Below are 25,588 nucleotides of genomic sequence, written 5' to 3'. Positions count from 1 at the left end.
GGAGATAAATAGTATATGAAAAAGTTTGGATTAGTGCTTTTGCCAATATTAACTTTTCCTGCAATAGCAGCTGCTTGTGATAATAAGGATAAAGCCCAAAAAGATTCTAATAATCCTGGTACTGAAAATATCGATCCAGTTGCAGCAGAACTTCAAAAGCTAAAAGATGAGCTTCAAGATGAAATAACTAAAGCTTCAAGCAAACGTAATCACTATCTTGGCGACCATACTGATTATGCCTTCAAGCAATCTGGCAAAGTAATTCAAGCTGCTGTGAATGCTCATAATGATGCAAAAACAGCCGAGGAAGTTAAGGATGCTATTGCAAAATTAAAGGCTGGAATTAAGGAAATTGATAGTTACTATGCACTTTCAAAAGTAGAAAAGCAAAAACTTGCTAAAAAAGATTTTGATAAAGCACTAAAAGCCACTAAAGAATCTAAAGCAAAATTAACCAAACCAAGTGCAATTGAAATATTAGATAATTCAATTGCTAAGGCTGAATCAAATAAAGAAGGTGATCTGCACTATTTTAAAAATCTGCTTGAGTGAACTTCTGAATATCAAAAAGCAATTGATGAAGCACAAAAACTAGAAATGAAAAGTGATGAAGAACTTTGGGCAGCATATCTATTAAGAGAATCTAGCATTATTAGCAAATTTGAAAGAGAATTTAATACAAGTAATCTTTTTGATGACAAAGTAACTCAAATTAAAAAATTGTTTGAAAATGCTAAAAATAATGTAGGCAAAGAATACAAAAAGAAAGAAGCAGAAATAAGAAAATCTATAGCTGATATTTTAGATAAAATCAACAAAGAAGCTATTACAATTGAAAAATCTAAAGAATTGGCTAGAAGTGTATCAAAAGAGGGTGAATTAGTTATTCCTGATCAATATAAATACATTTTATCTGGTGCTTTTGCTAAAACAAGAAATATAAAAAAGGTTAAGTTTGGCGAAAATCTAGAAGTGATTGAATCTGAAGTTTTTGATAATTCAAGTGTTGAAACAGTAGAGTTTAATGACAAGCTTAAAACACTAAATGGCTTTAACAATACAAAAATTACTACACTAAAACTTCCTAAAGCATTAGAGAAATTTGATGGGTTTAAGGGATCTAAAATTGACAAACTTACTTTACCTAAAACATTAAAATCTATGCTCTTAAGAAATGGAATTTTAAAAGAGATAACTTTTGAAGATGATGATGAATTTAAAAATGTTACATCTAAAACTGAGTTTGATAAAGTAGTTATAAACAAAGAATTATTCCCTTCATTAGAAAAAATCTTTGTAAAAAGTGAAGAAGCCAAGAAAAAACTAATTGAAAAATTAAAAGCAAATGGAAATGGTTCTAACGAATGAGAAAAAATAGTTGAAGTAAAAAAAGCAAAATAAAACTTCTTAAATTTCTTGTTCCTGCTTTCTCATTTTTACCAATAGCTATTTCAACTTCATGTGATAGTAGCTCATTTAGCAGACATTCAATAACTAACAAAGTTGCTGACGACTTAAGGTTTGATAAGTCATATTCATTTACTAATCTTTCTGATGAATATAAAAATAAAGATCAACAAATAAAAGCATATAGACATAAAGATTCTGAAGATCTTTATATCAATGTCAATGAATTTTTGACAAAACTTAGTGGAATTTTTAATACTTCGGAATTAAAGATTAACAAAGTATCTGATGGTGTGTTTGAATGATCTAGAGGCTCTAATAAAGCTATATATGATACTAGATCAAACGTAATTAAAATGAACACAACAGGAGCTTTTTTCCCAGTGCGTGGTTCTTCAACTACTGATTATTCTAGAAATATAAAGGAATTAGAACAAAAAGTAACTAGATTAGATAATGAAGAATTTAGCACTCTTGACTTAGGAAAATATGGCATGAGTATTAAGGAAATAGATGGCAATATCTTTATGCCTTTTTTCCCTTTTTAACCTGCTTTATGGCTCACAAAGCTACTATAATATTTACTTTAACAATGATAAATTTATAGGCACTTCCGTTACTGTTAATAAAGACTCAGATCCTAAAGAGTACAACAAAATTATGACTAATAGCCGTAATAATACTAAGCAAACAGTTAAAGAAAGAATTAATACATACAACTTCCTCAGATTCTTATTTGATAATTTTTACGGCATAAAAGAGAAATTTTTAGAAAAAAAGAATGCTAAAGATTTTGACGAATACTTCTCTAAAACAGTCATAAAAGACACAGGCATAATTGATCCAAATGAAGCTAAGATGACTCTCAAAGAAAGAATGCTAAGCACAGATGCACTTGTTAATGGTAGAGCTTATACAGACTTTTATTACAAAGAATTAAATGAATTGCACAGCTCAATTGAATCGGGTTCATACTTTCATCCAGCAGACTATAGAGCTGAACCTTTTGGTCAGGCACTAAGCGGAAGAGTGAATGAATTTGTCTATTACCTTAATACCTTAAGTAAGCTTCGTCTTGACATTTTAGAAGGAGATAAGAATAAGTTCGTTAATTTTCACAATGATATAGCAATTATCTACCTTGATAATTTCAATGTAGCTAGTGATGAAGATATTAACAAGCCGGATGCTCATACTAAAGATAGTTATATTTTAATGTCCAAAGCCATGAAAATGATTAAAGAGCATTCAGAAAAAAATACTTCTATTAAGCGTATTATTTTAGATTTATCACTTAATGGTGGAGCAATTGTTGCAATGAAAAAGGTGGCTGGATTTTTATCAAGCAAAGATCAGCAGCTTTATACTTATGAAAAAATTAATAGGATTCTAGATTATTCAAGATTTAGAGTTGATATTAACAATGACAAAAAGTATGATGAAAAAGATAATACTAACGAATATAAATGATACATTCTAGCTGGTGTTGATACATTCAGTGCTGCGAATTTATTAACTCATATTGCTAAAGAAAACAAATTTGCAACTATAATTGGCAATAAATCTGGCGGTGGAATGTGATCAATTTTACCTCTTGTTATTCCTGATGGCACTAGTTTTAAATTTTCATCTAATAATGCCTGAATATCATGAGTTGATAAAAAAATAGAAAAGCCTGAACACTTGCCTTATACTCAAGATGGTATTGATCCTGATATTGAGATTCCTTATTTTGCTTACTACAACTATGACATTATTGAAACTTATTTAGAATCTAAAGAAAAGGGCGATGATAAATATCATAAATATGAAAGAGAAATCAAAACTAATGCTTGAAAAAGAGTAGCCGATAATATTGAAGTTCTTCTTAATACCATTCAAGATGAGTATAAGAAAGAGCAATTTAGTAAAACATTTGAAGAAAACAAGTTAAAAGATTCCGATTCAATAGATGAAATGCAGAAAAAGATAGAAAAAAATGAAGAATTATTCAGATTCGTTGAATTTAAATACAAGTTAGAAAACCCAGGCTTAAGGTAGAAAGACTAAGATAAAAACTCAAATTGCTGAGTTTTTATTTTGCTCTTCTAGCGCTGTTTTATTGATAAATATGCTTTAGCAAAAAGTAAAAATATATAATTAAAATAAAAAGGAGTTATATGGAAGCTATAAATATAATTTTACTTACTTTAAGCATCATAATTGTGCTCTTACTTGTCTCAATTTTAGCCTTATTTATTATTAAAAATAAAAGCTTAAAAAATAATGTAAGTAGTGAGTTAAGTGCTGATGATAAGTTTTATATTAATGACAAATTCAGCTCAACAAAGGATGTGCTAGTTGATAAAATTAATAATTTTGAAAATAAATTAATAAAAGATTTAACCCAAAATAATGAAGCCTTTGTTAATAAACTAGTTCAGTATGAAAAAAACACAGCTGAATTAATTAATAAAAAAGATTCTGAAAGAGCAATCCAATTCAACGATTTGAAGGGGCAGCTTTTTGAAGAGTTAAACAACAAATTTGTTAGTCAAAATAATTGATTGAATGATTTTGAGAAAAAGTTTAATCAAACAGTTAGTTCAAATTTAAAAGAAATAAATGAAAATAATGCTAAATCATTTAATGATATTAAAGAAAAAATCGATAAGCATTTTGAAGATACATTAACTAAACATATCAAAGAGCAATTTGGAAATATTCAAGTGCAAATGGATAAAGTTGGTAAAGAAATGATTAAGTTTGAGCAAATGCAAGCTAGTGTGGATGACTTAAACAGAACTTTCTCAAACAACAAAAAAACTGGGGAATTTGGCGAATTTACTTTAGAGCAAATCCTGGAAGAGCACTATCCAAATGAAAAAAATAGATTGTGATTTAAGCAATATCAAATTAATCCTGGCAAAAATCAGGAAGCAGTTGACTTTGCAATGAAAATTAAGTCAAGATCTGAAAATGAGGAAGTTGAACAAATTATTCCAATTGACTGTAAGTTCCCTAAAGAAAAATGGGATAGATATTTAGATTCAAAAAGTGCATCAGAAAAAGAAGCTCATCTTAAAGAACTTAAGAAAGCCATTAAAGAAATGGCTCAAAGCATTAATGAAAAGTACATTAAACCTGATAGAAAAACAACTCCTTTTGCCTTAATGTATGTCCCTTCTGCTAGTGTTTACCTAACCTTAATTCAAGATATGAATTTTGTAACTGAAATTCAGGATAAGCTTAAAGTTTATATTCAAGGCCCACAAATAATTATGGTCTTTATTTACTCATATTTATTGCAAAATAATAGTTTCCAAGTTGAAAAAAATATTGAAAAGCTAAAAGATATATTCCTAGATGTGCAAAAAAATTACAATACGCTTTATAAAAGAGTCATTGATGGCTTAGACAATTTGGATAAATCTAGAGACAAATTTGTATCAGTCGTTAATACCGCTAATAAAATTACAAAGAAAATAAATACAACAGCTAAGTCACTAGGCATTTCTAAAGTTGATATTAATGAAAATGTGGAGAAAAAACAAGCAAAATTGGGGCTTGATAGCAAATCAGATTATGATGAAGCTGAAGAAACTATTGTTTAAGAATAAGAGCATGAAAAAAACAAGCGTTTTTAATAACTCACTTGTTTTTTTTAGTCCTGTTTTATAGACTTTTTGGGCAATTATTCTTTAGGTTTTAACTCTTCCATTTTGCTCTTTAATTTATTTAGCTTTTCTTGCTTTTTAAGTTCTTGTTTTGCTAATAATTTAGCTGAAAGAATGTTTGATTCAGAATTTATTAGCCCTTCATTTTTAGCAACTAAAGTCGCTACAACAGCTCCCGAAGTTACATTAACTCCAGTTCTTCCCATATCAAATAAGCCATCTAGTGAACCAACAATTGCATAAACTGGACCAAATCAAGCGCCTAGACCTAATCCGCTAAGTACGCCTGATGTTAGAACTGTCGCAGAGCCAGGAATACCGCTAATACCTAATGAAGCCACTAATGTGATAAGCAGTGCTAAAATGAAAAATACTACTAAGCCTTGTGAATGAATCGCAGTGTCATTAGTGCCTGTTCATAATAAGCTAGTTATTACACCAGATTGCACCCCTGCACAGCCCATTAGACCCATTGTGGTTGATAAAGGTGTAACTGTTGAAACAACACTGTCATCAAGCTTTACATCTTCTTTTAATGTTTCCATTGACATTGGCAGTGTTGCGTTTGAAGACTGAGTTGCAAAACCTTGAATTAAAATTTTGGCACAGTGTCTTCATCAAGCAATTACATTTACTCTGTTTATTAATAATAACAGTGTTAAGAAAACTAATGAAATTGTTAAGCCTAAGTATCCTACTCCTAATACTTTGCCAATTGTTGCTAAAGCTCCAATTGGTTTTGCTATAACTGATGAAGCGATCATTGACATAACAGCTAGAGGCATAATTTTCATAAAAGTAGTTAATATAGATGAAACAATAGTTCAAGCACCATCCATAAAGTTTCTAATTTTTTGCATTTGCTCAGGCTTTTTCTTTGACAAAATTTTTACTGAATGGCCAAATAAAGCTGCTATTACTATCAATGAAATAACCATAGTGCCAGCTCATGGGCTAATTATATTGCTTGGTAAGTATTCTCAAATTATTACTGGTAATGGTTGAGTTTCTTTTGGTAATTTTTTATCAGCTACATTCTCTAGACTTAAATTTGAGCCTTCACCAATTTTGATTGCATAGCCTATTCAAAATGTTACTATAAAGGCAAAAGCTGTATTAAGCAATAATAAAGCAACACCTTTAAGCGAGATACGACCAACATTTTTATTACCAGGACGCGAAACTACCCTAAAAATGGCGATAAATACCACTGGAGCAGTAAGTAATAAAATTCCATTAATAAATATATTTTTAGCTAAGGAAACTCAAATATTAGTTTGCTCAGCTCATTTTTGATAACCTGGATTTGGCTCTTTTACTAATTCCCCGCCATGTTTAATTGCTGGCTTAAACTGATCAACTAGCCCAAATTCAGGGAACTTGTTAATTCCTTGCACAACTATTCCAAATGCTAAACCAATTGCAAGTCCAATTAAGACTCTATAAATAAATTTTAATTTAAAGCGCTTAAATGTAAATCATAGTCCTATCTGGATAGCTAGAAATAGAATAACTGCTAAAGCAGCCTGTCAGCTACTTATAGCTAAAAACCTATCTAATAAAACATTATTACTCATTATTCTCCTTTAAAAGCTTCTCTATAGCAATATGGAATATGTCAACCACTCTTGCAAAAGGTGGTGAGTAGACTAAATCAATTTGTGCTAGTGATTTATCTAATTTAATTTGGTTTCAGATTAAACTAATTAAAAAATTAATTCTTAAAACTGAAAGATTAGAGCCATACATTTGTGCGCCCAGAAGTGTATTTGTTTGCTTATTAACAATTAATTTTAAGGCTAACAGTGTTGGATTAGGATAGTATCCTGGATGGTCTTTGTCTTTAATAAACACAGTCTTAATGTCATAACCTAGAGCTTTGGCACTATTTTCATTTAGCCCGCAAGAAGCTAATTCAGCATCAAAAGACTTAACTATAGAGCTTTGAATATGACCAACAAATTCATTTTTTATTCCTAATATATCATCAGCAACTACTTTAGCAAACTTACGAGCAATAGTTGCTAAAGGTGTATAGCCATTTTCATTAGTTAGCTTATTTAATGAAGTAGCGCAATCACCGCAGGAATAAATATTTTCTATATTAGTTCTGCCTTGATTATTGACTACAATTGCGCCATTGGAAAGCATTTTTAGTCCAGAATCATTTAAAAATTCAGTTGCAGGCTTAAATCCAATTGCAAATATGACTAAATCAACTTCGAATTGCGTATTATTATCAAAACTAAGAGTTAGTGAATTGCCATTCTCGCTTAGGTTAGTTAAAGCACAATTTTTGTAAATTGTTACATTATTTTTTAGCAACTCTTTCTCTAATAATTCACTTATTTCATTATCAAAAACTTTGGAAGCTAGCATAGAAGCCTTTTCGACCAATATGACTGTTTTATTGTGTTTGGCGACCATTTCCGCAGCTTCTAAACCAATAAATCCTGAGCCAATGATAGCTACCTTTTTGATACTTTTATCTTTTAGCTTGTCTTTTAGACTAACTGCATCTTCTAATCTAGTAAGAGTAAAAATATTTTTATTATTAACAGTAGCAAATGAAGGAACTATAGGCTTAGCACCAGTTGCAACAACTAATTTATCATAACTAAGACTATGTTGTTTATTATTACTTACATAATAAACTTCTTTATTTTCTGAATCAACCTTGTTTACAGTACTATTTGGATAAATAATAATATTTTGCTCGCTAAATTCTTCTATAGTTCTAGCTAATAAATCATTTTCACTTACCTCTTCATTAGCAACAAAATAAGGCAATCCACAAGCTCCTAATGAGACATATTTTTCTTTTTGTAAAACAATAATTTCAGTTTCTTTACTTAATTTTCTTATTCTGCTAGCTATAGTCATACCACTAGCTGCCGCACCAATAATTACTACTCTCATAAACTCTCCAAAATAGCAAAAATGCAATTTATGACTTAATTATAATATAAAAATGCAACTTTTAATATTTTTGTGTAAAAAAAACAGGAAAGTAAATGATTCATAAATTCGCATAGTTTTTGCACTTGAAAAAGGCAAAAATACAAAATATTAAAAAACACACCAGTGCGGTGTATTAATATATAGATTAAATTGTTTTATTTAATGGCTTGTTTTTTTATTTCTTGAATTGTTTTATCTGTTTCATCAACTATTGTTTCAACGCTGCCTCAAGATGATGCTTTATTTATTTTTTTCTCTAGTTTTGATTTTAATAAATTAAATTGACTCTCAAGTTGTTTTATTTTTGTTTCTTTTTTTTTACTGTTTTCTTGATTTTCTCTTCTATGTCAGTTAATATTTTGTGGAACTCTTCTTTAAAATCTTTCAAGTCCTCATCATTAATTTTGTCATATCATCTGCCAATGTCATAACCTGATGCATCAACATTATTAACATGTCTTCTATCTAAATTTGACATTGTTGGCTGTTTTATAGGCATATCAGACATTTCGCTATTAGTGTTTTTCTCACTCATTTCACCATTTTCTTTGTTATCTTTTAATGATTTATTACTCTTGTCATCATTTTTAGTTTTAACATTGTTGTTTCTTTCATTATCTTCAATATTTGTGTTTTTATCATTATTATCTTGATTTGATTCACTACTTTTTGTTAATTCACTAGTCATTTTGTCTTTTTTTGACTTGTCTTTATTCATATTTTCAGACTTTGCATCAGTATTACATTTTGCGGCTATAAATGGTAATGAAATAATTGGAGATAGTGAAGTCAATAATAAAAGTTTAGTTTTTCTCATATATTTCCTTTGTAATTTATTGTTAAAAATTAAAAGCTTTATTTTATATGAGTTATAAATAACCAGAGAGAGAGAGAGAGAGAGTCAGAATTTATGGAATTGCTTCCATAAATAAGAGTTATGCTTTATATGTAATAAAATTGAGTATGCTAAAAATTAGAGGTTATAACTATGACTAAAGAAACTAAAATGATAGATACTAATAATGAGCAATATAATCAACCAAAACAAATAATTTCAGCTTTAGGTGGACTAGATAATATTTCTAAATATCGTAATTGTGCAACTAAGCTTAGATATGATATTGTTGATAAAAATTTAGTTAATGAAGATAAGTTAATTGAAACAGGTGCAAGCAACATAAATTTTGTAGGCGATAATCATATACAAGTCAAATACGGCCTTAAAACAGTCAAATTGGCCAAAAGAGATAGTGAAAAATCAGATTAAGAGAGATTTTAATTAACTGATAAAAAAATATGGACTATTGCTCTGTCCATATTTTTTATTTTTGTTCGTTTTTTCTTTCTAGTAAAGTTCCTTCATTGAACTTTGGTTGCTTTTCTGTTTTTCAATCAGTTTTAGCATTCTTTGCAAACTCTACAGCGTCCTTAACTGATGAAACATTTAGTTTTGATAAATCTTTATCAAATGCTTTTGTTCCATAAAACATACTTCTCATGTTTGTTACATTTTCAGTATTTCACTTTGTTATATCTTGGTTGAATTTTTCTGCTTTATGAAACATAAAACTTGTGTTGTAAACACCACTTAAGTCTCATGATGAAATATCTTGGTCAAATTCTTTTGATTCTAAAAACATTTTGTGCAAGTTGGTTATTTCTTTAGGTAACTCAGTTGGAACTTCTGTTACAGTTTTAGGCATTTGTGCAACTCTAATTGTTTTACCATCGTCATAGTATCCAATTTGAACTATTTTAGTTGCTTCATTAGCTCCATCAACTGTTGATAAATCTTGAGCATCAGTTTCTTGATTTTTGCCTTCTTTATCAACATAAATTGTTTTTTGCATACCTGCAACAACTTTGCCTAATTCTAAATCTAACTGATCTGAGCCAACTTTGAACATGATTGTTTGACCTTTTTGTTCTTTTACTGGTCTTTTTCTTGCTTCATCAACATTAAATAGAGAAATTGATTCTTTTAGTGATGCATCAGTAATGCTATCTTTTAACATAGTTAGAATCATTGTGTAATTTTTTGCACTGCTGATTTTGTCTTTTATATTGTTATTTCATGCTTCTTTAACTTTTGCTAATGCAGGATTTTCAGCAGGTGTTTCAGTTGGTTTTTTACTATCATCAGTAATGCCGCACTTTGCAGCTATAAAAGGAATTGCTGCTAATGATGTAGCAAAACTAGCTAATAAAAATTTAATTTTTTTCATATTAATTTTTTCCTCCCCATGTTCATATATTTTCTATAATGTTCAGGCACATTATAACAGAATAGGGGGGGGGCAACTATTTTGCAAACTTTTTGCAAAAAATTTTTTTCTAGTTTTTCATATTCAAACAAAAAAAGTGAACAAACATTCACTTTATTTTGTTTTCAAAAATTATCCAAAAATGCTGTTTTATCGTGTTATTGGTTAATTTTCCTTGTTATTTTTCATTGATTCAATTTTTATATTGTATCCTTCAAATTGCTCGCTGAAAAAATCAAGTTGTGTGAGTATTTTTTCAATATCATCACTTGTACTTGCACTTGTAAGTAACTTATTAAGTTTTTCTTTCAACTCTTCAAACTGTGATTTTATTTCATCATTGATAAATCCGTTGTAATTTTTCACTTCTTTATTCAGTTCGCTGATCTCACTAGATATTTTAGATTTATAGCTTGTCAATGTATCTTCATTTAAACTTTCTGATTCATTTTCAGGATTTTGATCTGCTTTTGATGACATATTGAAGTTAAATAAGCTAAAGTCATCGTCTGTCTCTTCTTCATTCTTTTTTTCTTCTTTTTTTGTTTCTTCTTTGCATTTTGCTTCTTTTGATTTATCTTGCTTTGTTTTTGGAATTTCTGGAGTTTCTATTTTCTCTAGAATAGTAATTGGCTTATCTTTTTCTATTGTCTCGTTTTCTTTTTTATCTTCTAATCCATTATTTGTGCTACTTTTTAGATTGTGTGATTCTGTTTTTTCTACTTTTTTATCTATTTTATTGTTGTTTTGGTCTTGTTTGCTTGCTTCAGATTTTACCAGTTCAATATCATTACAACTAGCAGCAATAAATGGAATAGTTGTAATAGGTAGTAAAGCACCTAATATTAATTTTACTTTTTTCATATTTTAGTTCTCCTTTTATAAAATAGAATTCTAAAGTCGGAAAAAGTATAAATTAAATAGGGGGGTAGCTTTTCTACAAAAAAGCTGGTTATATTTTCCATATCATTTCATATATAAAAAATATAGAGAAAGCTTTGTCCTTCTCTATATATGTAATTAGTATATTAAAACTCAATTAATGAATCTTTTTCTTGGTTACCATTTTTTAATTTAGCAATTTTTTTAATATCTCTCATAGTGTTTTCACCATCATAAATTATTTTACCAGTGTCTTTTGATTTAACTTCAGTGAAATAATAAGCTATAAAATCATTAATTATTTTATTGGCAGATTTAATTTCTTCATCACTTAGCTTTGTTTTGTCTTTAATGAGCATCTCTACTTTAGTTTTTGCTTCCTTAAATTTTGCTTTAACTTGTGATGAGGTATCTTTTATTTTTTTAGCTTCTTCAGTAAATACACCACCATCTGATGTATTTGCTTCTCATTTTTCAATATTTTTTATGTTGCTATCCATTTTACTTTCTAAAATAGATAGATTTTTTAATGTTTCATCAAGTAGTTTCTTTGCATCTGCGATATTATGATTTTCTTCAGTTGGCTTAACAACTAAACGTGGAATATCCAATATCACAGTACCTGTTATTAATTTAGAAGTCGGTTTTGCTTCTATTACTAATTTTCCTTCTTTATCAGCAGTAGCTAATTTATCCACTGTGAACTGAAAATCATCTAATTTTAAATTTGGAAGTTCTAAATCAGTTTTCAAAGCCTCTAATAAATCCGAGCCAAAAACAAAGTTAGTTAAAAACTTAAAATTGTCTTTGTTGACTTTAGATAAGTCTTTTTTGGCAACTACATCATCAGATTTTTTAATCGTAAATGTGACATTTATGCTGCCTGAATATTTCTTGCTTTCTTTTTTAGCACTTACTGTTGCACCATTTTTTAAAATGTTAGATACTTCTAATTCTGAAGTATCAACAGTTGCATTCGTCTTTACTAAAGATTCTAATATTGAGCTTGCTTCAGGAATTTCTTTATCTTTAGGTAATACTATTTCACCTAGATTTGTATTTTTGACAACTTCACCTAATGCTTGTTTTTCAACCTTATCACCATTATCTTGTGGATTTTTTTGTGAATTTTCGTTCTTATCATCACATTTAGCAGCTAATAAAGGCACTGCTGTAAATGATGACGCAGTTAATAAACCAAACAATATTTTTCTATTTGTTTTCATAATTATTTATATCCTTTTCTTAAAGAATAACTCCTACCTATATTATATTAAAGTTGCACTTTATTAATACTTATGGAAATTAATATATAAAAGGGTTTTAAAAAATATAGATTTCTCTATATTTTTTATTTCTTAATTAATTGCTAAAGTCAATTAATATATCAGCTTCTTTAGCCCCGTTTTTTAGTTTTCCAAGCTTTTTAAGTTCTTCCATTACTTTAGTGTAATCTGTTTCTTTTTCGTTAACTTTTAGTTTAACAGTTGAATTATATGTTACTGTAACTAAAGAAATTTCTGTGTTTAGCTCATTAAAAGCATTATCATCAACATCACTTTTATCTTTGATTGCTTTTTCTAACTTTTCATAAGTTTTTGTATATTTATCTTTTAACTTGTTAGCTATTTCCTTAATTTTTTCTACTTTTTTATTAAATTCTTCCTTCTTGCTTTCATCTATAGCTTCTCATTTTTCAATGTTCTTTAAATTAGCAACCGTTTTTTCAGCTTCTTTTTTGAATTTAGCAATGCTTTCTTCAACTAGTTTTTTATTAGAATTTTCAGCTATTGCTAATTTAGGAACAACTAATTCTAGAGTGCCATAAATAAGTTTTGAAAAAGCAGCAGACTTAATTACTAATTTGCCTTCTTTATCATTAGTTGCTTGTGATTCTAATGAAATTGTGAAGTCTTTTTCACTTAAATTAGGTAATTTAAGTTCCTTTTTTAAAATATTAGCCATTTCTTTATCAGAAGTAAAGTTACTAATGCCTGTAATATTTTCTTTTTTAACTGTTGCTAAATCAACTCTTTTAGCTTTAGCTAATGTATAAGTTACTATAACTTGGCCTTTATAAGTTTTAGAATCTTTTTTAGCTTCAACAATTGCTTGGTTAGCTTTAATTTCTTTTACTTCTAGCTGAGTTACATCAACTTTCACCTTTTCTGAATCATTAACTTTTGTTAATGCACTTAGAATAATTTCTGCTGTTGGAACTTCTATTTTTTGATCTTCGTAAATTTTGATCTCGCCTAGATTTAATGTTTTAATTACTTCATTTAGCTCTTGTGTACCACCACATTTAGCAGCTAGTAGCGGAACTGTGGTAAATGATGAGGTTGCTAATAAACCCACTAATATTTTCCTATTCATTTTCATGACAAATTTATCTTTTTTAACTAAAGATACCCCTTACTTTTAAATAAATACTCCTATAATTATTATAAATCTTTTATCAGGCTTATTTTCTGAATGTAGCTATAAGAAAGGCTAAAAATAAAAATCCAAGGCAATTAAACCTTGGAAAAATAGAGCTTGAAAACTCAAACATATGGAGCAAATGACGGGAATCGAACCCGCATGACCAGCTTGGAAGGCTGGAGTTCTACCATTGAACTACATTTGCAAAAATGTAATAATATTATACAAAAGTAAAATATTTTTAAAAGTATTTTATTTTGTTGTTATTTATTACATAAAACTCTATTTTATAGGCTCTTTAGTCAAATTATATATTTAAACTACAATTTGATTAGTTGATGTTTCCATCATATCAACTTTATTACCTAGCTCAATTTCAATTTTTGCATCATTTTTCTTAGAATTTGTTATTAAAAGTATTCTAAAATGAACATCGCCTATAGTGTATTTAGTATTTTTTCTAGGAGAGTAGCCGACTCTGTACTTGATAAATTCAAATAAGCACATATTTAATTCATCAGGCTCTATATCTTCAACTTCAATTTCTAGCCTTTTGATTACTTCTTTTAGCTTCATTTTGCCAGAAGCGTGGAATAGTTCGAGACTAATTTCATGGAAGTCTTCTCACTCTTCATCATCATATTCATCATATATTTCACCAATAATTTCTTCAATGATATCTTCCATTGTAATTAACCCAATAACATCAGTACTATAGTTATTTTCAGTAACAAATGCCATTTGTGATTTTTGAATACGCATTTTTTCTAAAGCAAGTGACAAACTAGTGTTCATTGAAATTGTTGGCACTGGTTTTAAGTATGTAATCACTTTACCTTTTTGTAAGTAAAAAATATCTTTAAGGTGAATAATTCCAATAAGATTATCATCTTTTTTGACAGGAAGGCGACTATAATTTGTTTTTTTAAATAGCTCAATAGCATCAGATACACTATCATTACAGTTAATTAAATAAACATCTTTTAGCTTAATATAATGACGTGAAACTTTAGTGCTATCTAAATCTAAAGCATTTCGAGCCATTATGCTTTCGTTAGTTTCTAATACACCTTCATTTTGTGCAATATCTATTAATCCTTTAACATCTTGCTCAGTATTTGTAATATAAATGTTTCTTCCAATTTTGCTTACTGGATAAGTAAATAGTCAGAAAATATAATAAAAAGCTTGTAATACATAACAAAAGGTTTTAGATACAGCAACAGGATACTTTTTAGCTGCTAATTTGGGCAAAATTTCTCCGAATAACACTATAATCGGGGTTAAAATGGCTGTTGAGATAATAACATTATATTTATTAACTTCATGCAAGTTTGCTAGTCATCACACACTCAAAAGGTAAGAAGTTATTGCTGAAAGTGCTATATTTACAATGTTGTTACAAATTAAGATTGTGCTAAGTAATTGATTAAAGAATTTATGCTGCTTTTTAATTAATTTTGCACCAAATTCCTTGTTGTTAACCATAGTTTCAATCCTACCAGGACTTAAACTAGTATAAGCTGTTTCACTGGCACTAAAAATTGAACTAAGTAAGAGAAGCAGGACCATTCCAATTGTGGAAATGATTTTTAAATAAAGGGGCATTATTCATCTCCTTTATTGAAATTAAAGGAGTCACTAACTTCATCATATTTATAATAAAGATCTTCGAATTTTCCGCAATTTAGTCTAAAAAGTAAGTTAATATCAGCTTGTGTACCATTTCTGTGCTTTGCAATAAGCAAGTTAGTTACATCGCCAATGAATCCTTGCTCTAACATTTCTTTTTGCTGCGCACTTAAATCTTTGTCTTTGAAATTAACCTTGTTTTTGTTGTAGTAATTTTTTCTGTACAAAAATAAAACAATGTCAGCATCTTGCTCAATTGTTCCTGATTCTCTTAAGTCTGATAATATAGGTCTTTTATCTTCTCTTTTTTCAACCTCACGACTAAGCTGACTTAGGGCGATAATTGGTACTTTTAATTCTAGTGCAAGTGTTTTAAGATTTCTACTAATTGTAGCTACTTCTGCCTGTCTGTCTCTAGACGGCTTGCTTGAATCTACACTTAGCAATTGCAAGTAGTCAATAATTATCATATCAATGCCACTTGTTTTAGCTAGCCTGCGGCATTTTCAAAGCAATGTAGGTAAATCGGTTTTAGCCGATTCATCTATAAATAAGTTTAATTGGTTTAAATGCCTTTTTTGATGAATAGTTATTTTGTCTAATTCATCCTGTGATAGTTCGCTTGGTTTTTTGAACTTGTATAAATCAATTTCTGTGCTTATACCAAATAAACGTGTAACTAGCTGTGATGAAGGCATTTCAAGGGTAAAAAATACTACCTTTTTAGCAGGTTTATTGCCTGAAGCTGAAGCAGCATTTTTAGCTATATTCAAGGCAAAAGCAGTCTTTCCCATCCCTGGTCTAGCTGCTAAAACAATCATTTCACCAGGCTGAAAACCTTGAGTAAGAGTATCAAGTGCTTCAAAACCGCTAGGTACGCCGCTGATGTTTGAAATATTAAGCTCTCTTTTTTTAACTAAATCATCAACAACAACTTTGGCTACTTCTTCAACAGTTAAAAAATCTTGTCTAGTTTTGCTTTTGTCGATATTTAAAAGTAAGTCATGTAGCTCGCTAATGACTTCGTTTTCACTTACTGCAGTATTTGTGCTTAGTTTGTTTAATACCCTGCTTAATTTAAGCTCAATTGTTCTTAATTTAGTTAGTCTTTCTAACTCTTGCAAATATTGAATAATGTTATTACTTAAGCCTGCTGAATCTTGAATATGTAATAAGAACTCAAAATTTATGAAGTTATACTGCTTGTTTTTTGACTTATAAAGCATAAGCTGGTCAAAGTTAATTGAAATATTTTTTAAAAATAAGTCTTTTAAAACTTCAAAAAACAGGGCATGTTCTCTAACGGTAAAATCTTCCTTAGTTAAATAAGGAATAATTTTACTAGCAGTTTGATTGTTAATATAAACTAAGCCAAGCAAGGAAGCTTCTAAATTTGGATTTGAATATTTGCTTAAGCTGTTTATCTCGTAATATTCGGAGTTATTTGACATTGATTATTATATCCACCTTTAACTTTGCAACAATATCTTTGTACACAATTACATCAATTAAATGCACTCCTCTGCCAACTAAATGAACTTTTTGAACGGCATATTTGTCTAGTTTATAGCCTAATTTTACTAATGACTTAACTATGTCTTTAGTTGAAACAGCACCGTGAACATTTAAGTTGCTATTAGCATCAATATTAGCTTCTAGTTCGTATTTTAAAGATTCTTTTTCTAATTTTTCTTTAAGCTCTAGAGCACTTTGACGCATTTCCATCTCATTAGCAGTTAAATCGCTTAATCTTTTTTCTAATTGCTTTTTAGTTTTTTCGTTGTATGGAAGTGCAAAACCTTTATTTATTAAGAAGTTAGATCCGTAGCCATCTGAAACTTCTATTATTGTATTTGCTTTACCGTCTTTACAGTCTTTAATTAGTATAACTTTCATTTTTCTCACTCACAATCGCTTGTTTTACATTATCAATAAATGTGGCAAAATCTTCACTAGAAACAGCTGCTGCTGTGCCAAAATGGCCGCCACCGCCAACTGCTTCAGCAATTAACTGAACATTGACGTCCAATCCTCTTGCACTCATTTTGTAAAATTTAGTTCCTTTTAATTTAGCAATAACAAATGCTGCCTTACGGTTACTAATTTTTAAAATTTCCTCAGAAGCAATTGAAATAACATCATTGCTTAATGGAATATCTTTGTAAGCCAAAAAGTATCCTGGCTTAACTTCTTGTATGTTTTCTAAAACATCATTTACATCATTTCAAGTATCTTCATCAATTTTTAATATTTCACTACTTTTAGCTGAATTTGCACCTTTTTCTTCTAATCAACCAGCTGCCATAAAGGTTCTAGCATTAACTTTTTTAGTAAATTGAAGAGTATCTAAATAAATACCATTTAGTAGCATTTGGGCAATAAAAGGCTTAAGTGAAATTCTTCTTTGTACAAACATTAAAATTTCTGTAACTATCTCAGATGCACTAGAAGCAGCTGAGTCTATGTACCTATTTACACTAGGACAAAAATCGACGCTTGTGCCTAATCTATGGTGGTCTAGGATAAAAATATTATTAACTTTTGTATTATTTATACAATCTTTATTATCAGTTCTATCAATTTGTGAATTATCTAGTAAAAACACTAAAGTTGATTCATCAGTAATTTTATTTGCTACTTGTGGCCTAATAAAAATTTCTTCATCTTTAGGAATAATTTTTTCAATAGCTGATTCAGTAGTTGAATCTTGAGTTATAGAGCAAATGTATGATTCTTTGTTGTATTCTTTAGCAAGCGCTCAGATTCCTAAAGCTGAACCAATAGCATCTAGGTCTGCATTAGCATGCCCATAACATATAACTTTTTTAATTTTTGGATCTCTTAACTTGCCTTCAATTAAGTCAGCAATTCTTTTAATTTTGGTTCTGCTTATGTCATAAAGAATTTCACTAGATGAACCAAAATATTTAGGCCTTTCAGTATTTGAAAAAATTGCAACCTGATCACCACCCCGGCTTTGTGCTTGCAACAATGCATTTTTAGCTTGCTCTGTTTTTTCTCATAAATTTTGATAGCCTAAAGCAAAACCGGCTGAAATTGAAATTAAATGATTATTAATTTTTGAATTTTTAAGAGCTGAGTGAATTTTAGAGAAAAAATTGAAGTCAATGCTAGCCATCTTATCAATTGATTCTTTGTTAGTAAATACCAAAAATTTTCCATTAGTATACTGACGGTAAACGAAGTTGTAGTTTGAAACTAATTCATCCAAAATAGCTATAAATTCCTGGTTAACTCTATAAAGTTCTTCTTTTGAAAGTATTGAATGATATAGCTGATAGTTATCAATTTCAACCTCACCAATTACAGGAAGTTGATTTGAATAAACTTGAATCATATTTTGCTCTAAAGTAATATCTTTAATGCTTATGCAATTTTTAAGTGGTCATATTTCTGCATGATAAAAGCTTTCATTATCTTTAAAATTTAAGCTTTGTAAATTATTATCAAAATGAGTTTCATAATGATTAAAAAACTCAGCTAGCGAATAACCTACTCACTTTCTGCCAAAACGATTCTTAATAAATGAACTTGTTCATAAAATGATGAAGTTATTGTCATAAATTATTAAGCCTAATGAATTATGACTTACTACTTCATCCATAAAGAAATTAAATGATTTTTTGACAATAGCATTTTGTGATCAATACATTCTCACAAGCAATAAACCTACAACACTTGCAATAATTGCACTAATAGTAAGACCAACTACTGCTGCAGCTCATATTTTAGACTGACTGCTGTCAAATTTTGCAATGATAACAATGCATGCAACTAATGTAATAATTGCAAGCAAGAATACTGAACTATAAATTATTGCAGTCTTTTTTTTACTAGGTATATTACTTAAATTCATACTTATTAATTATATAAAAGATTTTAATATTAAATTAAACTAGATATATTATTTGCAATTAGCTTATTGCTCGTTTTTATCATTTTGTGCAAACTTTCTATATTTATTTTTTTACTAATAAACCTGTTTTATAGGTTTGCAAGCATTTTAGATAATTATAGGTTGCTAACTAGTTACTATTACTGTATAATGATTTAAATAAATCATAAGACTTAATATTCAAATTGAACAATTAGTAATTACACAATTAAAAATATATAGTATATGTAGCAAGGATAAAATTATGAAAAAAAATAAACTATTATGCAGTTTTGGAATGCTTGCGCCTGCTTTAGCATTTCCAATGATAGCTGCTAGTTGTGACAATGAAAGCAAATTGAAAGAATTAGAGTCAAAATATAATAATAATCGCAAGTCAGTAACTGATTTTTTAAATTCAGAAGAAAAATTTAACTTTTTAAAAAGCTATCTTGATATAAAAAGTACTTTAAATTCAAAGGTTGATATTAAAAGCAAAAAAGAAGTTGATGCTTGAATAAAATCTACTGCTGATGCAATTACTTCATATAAATCATTTAAAAATAAGATTACTGAAGTTAAAAAAGATGAAACTAAAAAAACCTTTTCAGCTTTTGATAATCTAATTACTTTATCATCTAAAGTGTCAGAAAAAGGGAAAGGATTTTTTCCTAAAACTATTATAAAACAGCTTAAAAGTAAAAATTCTTTTGCTAAGCAACTTAAGCTATTAAACAGCTTTTTAGAAAACGGCTCAACTGAAATAAAAGATGAATCAATTAAAAATATTTCAATTGATTTTGAAAACTCAGCTCCAAATGATAAATTAAATTCAATTAAGGATGGCTTAACCTTAACATTTGTTAAAAATGAAAACAATAATTTAAGTTATACACCGATAACTTGAAGTGAAATTGGGATTAATAATATAGAAAAGTCTGAAAGTGAACACAGTGATCATACTGATTTATCAAAAGTAACTGAAAATGATAAAAGTCATTACTTAGACGATTCATTTATCATTGGTAAAATATTTAAAAAAGATGCATTTTCAGCTGAAAATACAGCAGAAAAAGTGTTTGAAAAAATTGATGCTGTTGTTGCCCAAAGCAGCAATAAAATAGGCTCAGAAGACTTTAAAAAGAAAATTGAGGAACTAAATAAATTCTTTATTTTTGAAGCAAATTTAGAAAATGATCCAACTGTATCATATTCTTTAATTGGCTCACACGCTCATTCAACTGATGAGTACCACTTTTACATAACTAAGTACATTAGTAATACTAAAGATTCTAAAATTAGTGTTATTGTTCATAACAAAAAAGCTAATTCTTAAAAAACAAAAATACTGAAAGCAAGAGTTTCAGTATTTTTTTACTAACGATTTGGATTTATTTCTTTTTCAATTGTTTCAATTAAGACATCTTCCTTAATTTCAGAAGCCTTGTTATGATTAGTTCAAGTTTTTGCAACTGATGAAATTGTATTGTTGATTTGTCCTGTTTTGTCATCTTGTGCGTTATTTTTAGCAATAATTGAATTATCTTTTTCAAAGTCTCTAATTGACTTAATTGATACATAAGCTGATCTTAAGAAGTTTAAGATTCTGAACTCTTCATCGCTGATGGTTTTAGCAGCTTTTTTTTGCTTTAATTTATCAGCTTCACTTTGGAATCAATTTAAGCTTTGATCATTAATAACTGAAGCTAAAGGCATAATGTAGCCTGAATATTTTGCAAAAGTCTTTCAGTTTTCTTCCATGCCTTGGATGTAGGCATTATTTTTGCCTTCAAATAATCATTTAACAAACTTTATAGTTGCTTTATTTAATGATTCATCACTAAGTTTAATAGTTAATAAACTTGAACCACCTTCAGTAAATATTTTTTGTTCATCTTTTTTAACTGTTGTTAATTGTGGATCCATATAAACGTTTTCATATGCAGCAACTTTTTTCTCAAAATCAGGGTCATCTTTGCCATAAATTTCTTTATTACGCGAACTAAACATTGTTGAATTAACTCCAACACTAGTTGCAAAACTTATTGCACTCTTAAATCTAGCAATATTTATGCTTGCATTTTCGCCTTTGTTACCGAAATTAATTGTTTGAAATACTTTATTATTTTCCCCAACTTTATGTTCATGTCTTTTAGTAATATTTTTATATCCGCTTAATAATTGCTTAAACTTACTTTTAATATCTGCATCATCTACTAAATTATATTTAACAGCAACAGGATTTTCTTCTTTGCCTGTTTCAACTGAATCAAAAACTAGTTTATCTTTACCAATTTGTGAGTTGAGCTCCTTAAAAAGCAAGTCATTAGCATAGTCAACCGATATTACTTCACCTGTTAATGTGTCATCATTAACTTTAGAAGTATTTAACTTAGTGCCCTCATAAAACTTTTTAGCAAACTCTTTTATATTTTCTATTGAGCTAAATGTTTCATTATTTACGCTTAGGCCATTAAAAGCTTTTTTGTCAGCAGTCTTTGGCTCCAATGCCTTTCAAATAGTGTTATCGGGCAATTTTTGACCTACGCCTTCCTTGCCTGCTTCAGTAGCTTTTTTAACTATATCAGCGTTTTCATCCACATTGCCACCATTTTCTTTAATCATTTTGAAAATGTAATTTAAAACTTCTAGGTTATAAACAACTGCATCAACATCTAAGTTATCAAAAGGAATGCTGTAAATTTTATCATTGCCTTTTTGACCAGGTAATTTTGAATGCAAGTCGGCAATGTTTTTGTTAAATATTGGCTTAGTTATTCCATAATCAGAAAGATCCATTAATCTTTTATATTGATTAAGAACATAAGCGCCTGATTGTGCACCTAAAATTAAGCTAGGCAATGAGCTTTCGTTATTAGATTCAATATCATTTTTTACTTTTTTAATTAACTCAAATTCACTTGTAGTTTTTGTTACGTCACTAAATTGAAGTTTTACAGGAAGAAAGTCTTTATCTTTGCTAAATGTTTTGTTGTAATATTCAACTAAAGGCACAAGCATTTTAGGTAGTGGTCAAACATTGCTTTGAGCAAATTGAAATACAACTGATTTTTCACTTTTTTGGCATGATGCAGCAATCATTGGTGCAGCAGCCATTAATGGAATAATTCCGAACATTATTTTTTCTTATTCATTTTATAAATCCTTTAAATTGTAAAAACAGCATTAAAATTTTATATATTAATAACTAAAAGAGTTAGTAAAAAAATTAAAATTTCCATATTTTTGTGTAATAAAAAGCCTGTTTTATAGGCTTTTTGGTAAATTTAGCAAATACTAGCTTATTAATTAAATCTGTTTATTTTCTTTGAAAATACTGCATAAATTGTAAGAGGGATTAAAACTGAAATTACTGCTCCTGCTGCCTGAATGGCTGTGTTTTCAAACTCAGACGCTTCTCGTCCTAAGTTTAAAAATCAAATCGTTATGTTTGTAAAACCTCACACATTATTAGTTGTTGGAAGCACAAATGTTGGCCACAAATAGTCGTTTCAGGCTGTAATAAAGGCAAATATGATAAGTAAAAAGTATGCTAATTTTAACTTTGGCAAATAAACATGTGTTATTTTTTGATTTCATTTAAGGTTATCATTAAGCATAATTTTGTACTTTTCATAGTGTACACTTTTTGCTAAATTTAAAACATATGTAAAAGTAAAAAATGAAAATATGGAGTTAGAAACAAATGAAAATGCAGTGCCATATAAACTTAGCTTAATAAGAAAAGTTTTAAAACTTAAGTAAATTGAAAATTCAGGTATTAAACTTATAACTAAGAAAAAGTTTTGAAATACTTTTTGAAACTTATCATTCATTTTTAATAAGCCTGCTACAGCCATTGAATAAGTCAAAATTCTTAGACTCATTAATATAAAAGCAAACAATGAGGTATAACCAAAAGCGACTCAGAAGTCTTTTTTATAGGTGCTTGCGTAATTTGACCAGTTTCATTCTTGAATAGTTAATGATGCTACATTATCAGTTATTGTCTTAGCTGAAACTAATGAATGAAGAAGTAAATAGTAGAGCGGAAAAAGCAACATGATGCACAAAAGTCCAATTAAGGCAAACTTAATTATTCCAAAAAATATTTTTTTAGCTAGTAGCATGTGCTGCCTTCCTTTGTTTTACTTTAAGATTAATTTTTTTAACTAAATTAATAAATCATTTAATTGTTTTAGGTCTAATAAGCTGCATCAAGCACAAAAGTGAAATTAAGTATGCAAAACTAAAGAAAGCAGATGAATAACCTCTTGGATAAATCAAAACAGGATTATTACCTAGCCCAAAATACTTACCAGTATAGCTAGTTAATGTGTGTGCTTTTTCTAAATCTAAGTTAAATGAACGCTCTAAAATAGCCTGTGGATACATTAGTGATGAAAAGATAAAGTTAGTAAACAAAATCGAAAAGAAAACTTTTGAAATTTCGTTTGTATAAACATACTTAACTTTTTGCATTTTAGACAAATTATCACATTTCATTAGTTTTGCATATTTTAATTCGCCTCTAAATATAGCAGCAGCAAATAAAACTAAGTTAAAAGGTAGTGATCTTCATATTTGATAAACTACATAATAAATTCATATTGGAATTCTATGATTTCCTGAAGTAAAACTATATTTATCTAGCCCTATAAGGTAAAAAAATAAACCTTTGCTGCCAAAAAACAGTGTAAATGCGATGCCAACTGCAAAACCTGAAATAAAAAACTGAGAATAAATTATTGAAAGTATTACTCTTTTAGTAACTACTGACATTATTGAATTAATAATTAAAGCAAAAGCAAGAGCTAAAACCATTGAAATGCTTGTTCCAACTAGCAATACCATTGTTGAATTAAAGATAGCGGATTTAAAATTGGGGTCAGATAATATACCATTATAATTCCCGGTTCCTATTACATAAGCAGTAAGGTCAGTTGGATTAGGATTATATCTAAGTGATTTTATAAATGTGTGAATAATTGGCGATATTGTGAAGAATAAAATACATAAAACTAGTGGTAATATAAGCAAAATGATTTGCACTACTGATGCTGTTTTTCGCTTTATTTCTTTATTTTTCATATATAACCTCATATGAAGAAAATAAAAAGCTGTTTAACCTATAAGCCTGTTTTATAGGCATATAAGCATTTTAAATACTTCTAACCCTTTTGCCGTCTTTGTCAAAAGCTAAAACATCAGCATCTTTATAACTAACATGTACTTTTTGCCCAACTTCAATGCTTGAATCTTTTGTTACTAATGATCAAGATTTATCATCAAACTTAGCGCTATAGCGAATTTTGTCATAAAAATATTTTTTATCGACTATTGTAAAATTGCCATTTGGATCTTTTTTAAAGCTAAGCTTGTTGTGTCTAATGTAATAACTTATGTCATCAACAGTATTAATGTAATTTATTTCTGGTGAACCTATGAACTTAGCCACAAATAAATTATTTGGATCTTCATACATATCGGCTCCTGAACTAAATTGCTGAATAGCACCATTATCCATTAAAATAATAGAATCACTAATTTTTAATGCATCTTGCTGATCATGTGTAACAACAATAATACTTAAGTTAAACTCTTTTTTAATATTTATTAGTCACTCTATTGTTGACTCTTTTATTTTGGCATCAAATGCTGAAAATGGTTCATCCATTAGCACCAAATTCGTCTTTTTTATAATACCTTTGGCAAAAGCTACTCTTTGCTTTTGGCCACCTGAAAGCTCATTAACATTTTTATAAATATAATCACCAATACCTATTTTATTAGCTACAACTTCAAACTCTTTTTTAAATAATGTCTTAAGTTTCATTGATTTAAAAAAACTAAACTTATTTTTGATTTTTTTATCAAATAATAATTTCATTATAAGAGCAAAAAAATTGAATTTCTTAGCTCAGCTTGAGCTTTTTAACTTAAAAATTTTCTCTAAATATGGCTCATATTTAGAACTTAACTCAGGGTTATTTATGCTAGCAAAATATTCATTAAAAAATGTCAATCTAGCATTGTCGACTCATTTTTTATAATTTTTAGCACTTAAAAAAACGTTGTTAAAAACGCTTACGTTTTCATAAATTGAATTCTCTTGCATAATGTAAGAAATTTCATGAATTTTAGGATTGTGTTCTATGTTTATTGTTCCTTGAGTTGGTTTTAAAAAGCCTAGTAATAGATTAAGTAATGTTGTTTTTCCTGACCCTGAAGGCCCTAGCAAAGCTATTATTTGATTTTTAGGTATTTCTAGCTTGTCAATTCTAATACTTTCGCCTTTTTGCTTCTTATGATATTTAAAAACTAAATCATTTATTTCAATCAAGTTCTCTTTTTTATTCTTTTCTTCTAGTGTCATATTTATATATTATAAAACATTATTAAAATACAACATATTTGTAAAAATTTATTGCCCAATATGCTTAATTTATAAGCTTAAAAGAAAAAGC

The 25,588-nt window shown here is 28.6% G+C and carries 21 protein-coding genes and 1 tRNA gene; 6 read left to right on the top strand and 16 right to left on the bottom strand.

Annotated elements, in window-relative coordinates; genetic code table 4:
* Window positions 1-15 precede the first annotated feature (15 nt).
* From MAG_RS01330 to MAG_RS01320, 4 genes are all read left to right on the top strand, one after another.
* Window positions 16-1,401, top strand: a complete 1,386-nt coding sequence (locus MAG_RS01330) for a leucine-rich repeat domain-containing protein (RefSeq protein ID WP_011949428.1) — start codon at window positions 16-18, stop codon at window positions 1,399-1,401.
* On the top strand, window positions 1,365-1,955 hold the full coding sequence (locus tag MAG_RS04285) for a hypothetical protein (RefSeq protein WP_011949427.1): 591 nt from the start codon (window positions 1,365-1,367) through the stop codon (window positions 1,953-1,955). Before MAG_RS01330 ends, MAG_RS04285 begins: the two co-directional genes overlap by 37 nt.
* Entirely contained in the window at window positions 1,921-3,447 is a 1,527-nt protein-coding gene (locus MAG_RS01325; RefSeq protein ID WP_011949426.1) for a S41 family peptidase, read from the top strand. The genes MAG_RS04285 and MAG_RS01325 overlap by 35 nt, the downstream gene beginning before the upstream one ends.
* A 119-nt stretch (window positions 3,448-3,566) precedes the next feature.
* On the top strand, window positions 3,567-5,000 hold the full coding sequence (locus MAG_RS01320) for a DNA recombination protein RmuC (RefSeq protein WP_011949425.1): 1,434 nt from the start codon (window positions 3,567-3,569) through the stop codon (window positions 4,998-5,000).
* Window positions 5,001-5,080: 80 nt separating this feature from the next.
* On the opposite strand, the gene MAG_RS01315 is transcribed toward MAG_RS01320, so the two are convergent.
* From MAG_RS01315 to MAG_RS01305, 3 genes are all read right to left on the bottom strand, one after another.
* Window positions 5,081-6,640: a dicarboxylate/amino acid:cation symporter gene (locus MAG_RS01315; protein WP_011949424.1), complete on the bottom strand. Its 1,560-nt coding sequence runs from the start codon at window positions 6,638-6,640 to the stop codon at window positions 5,081-5,083.
* Window positions 6,633-7,982 carry an FAD-dependent oxidoreductase gene (locus tag MAG_RS01310; RefSeq protein ID WP_011949423.1) on the bottom strand — a complete coding sequence of 450 codons (1,350 nt, stop codon included), beginning with the start codon at window positions 7,980-7,982 and terminating at the stop codon, window positions 6,633-6,635. Before MAG_RS01310 ends, MAG_RS01315 begins: the two co-directional genes overlap by 8 nt.
* Before the next feature lie 340 nt (window positions 7,983-8,322).
* Complete coding sequence (locus tag MAG_RS01305) at window positions 8,323-8,841, bottom strand: variable surface lipoprotein (RefSeq protein ID WP_011949422.1); 519 nt, start codon at window positions 8,839-8,841, stop codon at window positions 8,323-8,325.
* Window positions 8,842-9,012: 171 nt separating this feature from the next.
* On the opposite strand from MAG_RS01305, the gene MAG_RS01300 reads away from it, so the two are divergent.
* On the top strand, window positions 9,013-9,291 hold the full coding sequence (locus MAG_RS01300; RefSeq protein ID WP_011949421.1) for a PTS transporter subunit EIIB: 279 nt from the start codon (window positions 9,013-9,015) through the stop codon (window positions 9,289-9,291).
* A gap of 55 nt (window positions 9,292-9,346) precedes the next feature.
* Here MAG_RS01300 and MAG_RS01295 read toward each other — a convergent pair whose 3' ends face one another.
* From MAG_RS01295 to MAG_RS01250, 9 genes are all read right to left on the bottom strand, one after another.
* The gene (locus tag MAG_RS01295) at window positions 9,347-10,249 is read right to left on the bottom strand and encodes a BspA family leucine-rich repeat surface protein (RefSeq protein WP_011949420.1); all 903 of its coding nucleotides are present in this window, start codon (window positions 10,247-10,249) and stop codon (window positions 9,347-9,349) included.
* A 204-nt stretch (window positions 10,250-10,453) separates the two neighbouring features.
* Window positions 10,454-11,152: a variable surface lipoprotein gene (locus tag MAG_RS01285; protein ID WP_011949419.1), complete on the bottom strand. Its 699-nt coding sequence runs from the start codon at window positions 11,150-11,152 to the stop codon at window positions 10,454-10,456.
* Between the two features lie 164 nt (window positions 11,153-11,316).
* A complete protein-coding gene (locus MAG_RS01280) occupies window positions 11,317-12,396 on the bottom strand; it encodes a variable surface lipoprotein (RefSeq protein WP_011949418.1) in 1,080 nt (359 codons plus the stop codon).
* Window positions 12,397-12,532: 136 nt separating this feature from the next.
* Window positions 12,533-13,552 (bottom strand): variable surface lipoprotein, encoded by a 1,020-nt coding sequence (locus MAG_RS01275; protein ID WP_011949417.1) that lies wholly within the window; start codon window positions 13,550-13,552, stop codon window positions 12,533-12,535.
* A 173-nt stretch (window positions 13,553-13,725) separates the two neighbouring features.
* Window positions 13,726-13,799, bottom strand: a tRNA-Gly gene (locus MAG_RS01270).
* Between the two features lie 110 nt (window positions 13,800-13,909).
* On the bottom strand, window positions 13,910-15,202 hold the full coding sequence (locus MAG_RS01265; protein WP_011949416.1) for a CNNM domain-containing protein: 1,293 nt from the start codon (window positions 15,200-15,202) through the stop codon (window positions 13,910-13,912).
* Window positions 15,202-16,677 (bottom strand): replicative DNA helicase, encoded by a 1,476-nt coding sequence (dnaB, locus tag MAG_RS01260; RefSeq protein WP_011949415.1) that lies wholly within the window; start codon window positions 16,675-16,677, stop codon window positions 15,202-15,204. The genes MAG_RS01265 and dnaB overlap by 1 nt, the downstream gene beginning before the upstream one ends.
* The gene (rplI, locus tag MAG_RS01255; RefSeq protein WP_004024398.1) at window positions 16,667-17,122 is read right to left on the bottom strand and encodes a 50S ribosomal protein L9; all 456 of its coding nucleotides are present in this window, start codon (window positions 17,120-17,122) and stop codon (window positions 16,667-16,669) included. The genes dnaB and rplI overlap by 11 nt, the downstream gene beginning before the upstream one ends.
* Window positions 17,103-19,103 carry a GGDEF domain-containing protein gene (locus MAG_RS01250; RefSeq protein ID WP_011949414.1) on the bottom strand — a complete coding sequence of 667 codons (2,001 nt, stop codon included), beginning with the start codon at window positions 19,101-19,103 and terminating at the stop codon, window positions 17,103-17,105. Before MAG_RS01250 ends, rplI begins: the two co-directional genes overlap by 20 nt.
* A 283-nt stretch (window positions 19,104-19,386) precedes the next feature.
* Here MAG_RS01250 and MAG_RS01245 point away from each other — a divergent pair, with 283 nt between their 5' ends.
* A complete protein-coding gene (locus tag MAG_RS01245; RefSeq protein ID WP_011949413.1) occupies window positions 19,387-20,457 on the top strand; it encodes a variable surface lipoprotein in 1,071 nt (356 codons plus the stop codon).
* A 41-nt stretch (window positions 20,458-20,498) separates the two neighbouring features.
* On the opposite strand, the gene MAG_RS01240 is transcribed toward MAG_RS01245, so the two are convergent.
* From MAG_RS01240 to MAG_RS01225, 4 genes are all read right to left on the bottom strand, one after another.
* A complete protein-coding gene (locus MAG_RS01240) occupies window positions 20,499-22,259 on the bottom strand; it encodes a P68 family surface lipoprotein (protein ID WP_011949412.1) in 1,761 nt (586 codons plus the stop codon).
* A gap of 167 nt (window positions 22,260-22,426) precedes the next feature.
* Window positions 22,427-23,251, bottom strand: coding sequence for an ABC transporter permease subunit (locus MAG_RS01235; protein WP_011949411.1), 825 nt, complete (start codon window positions 23,249-23,251; stop codon window positions 22,427-22,429).
* Window positions 23,238-24,212, bottom strand: a complete 975-nt coding sequence (locus MAG_RS01230) for a sugar ABC transporter permease (RefSeq protein ID WP_050809745.1) — start codon at window positions 24,210-24,212, stop codon at window positions 23,238-23,240. Before MAG_RS01230 ends, MAG_RS01235 begins: the two co-directional genes overlap by 14 nt.
* A 70-nt stretch (window positions 24,213-24,282) precedes the next feature.
* Window positions 24,283-25,497 carry an ATP-binding cassette domain-containing protein gene (locus MAG_RS01225; protein ID WP_011949409.1) on the bottom strand — a complete coding sequence of 405 codons (1,215 nt, stop codon included), beginning with the start codon at window positions 25,495-25,497 and terminating at the stop codon, window positions 24,283-24,285.
* Window positions 25,498-25,588 lie beyond the last annotated feature (91 nt).

Origin of the sequence: Mycoplasmopsis agalactiae PG2 (assembly GCF_000063605.1) — a bacterium.
Lineage (GTDB): Bacteria > Bacillota_I > Bacilli_A > Mycoplasmatales > Metamycoplasmataceae > Mycoplasmopsis > Mycoplasmopsis agalactiae.
The sequence above is the reverse complement of the archived record's forward strand: the minus strand, read 5'-3'. Positions and strand labels throughout refer to the sequence as shown.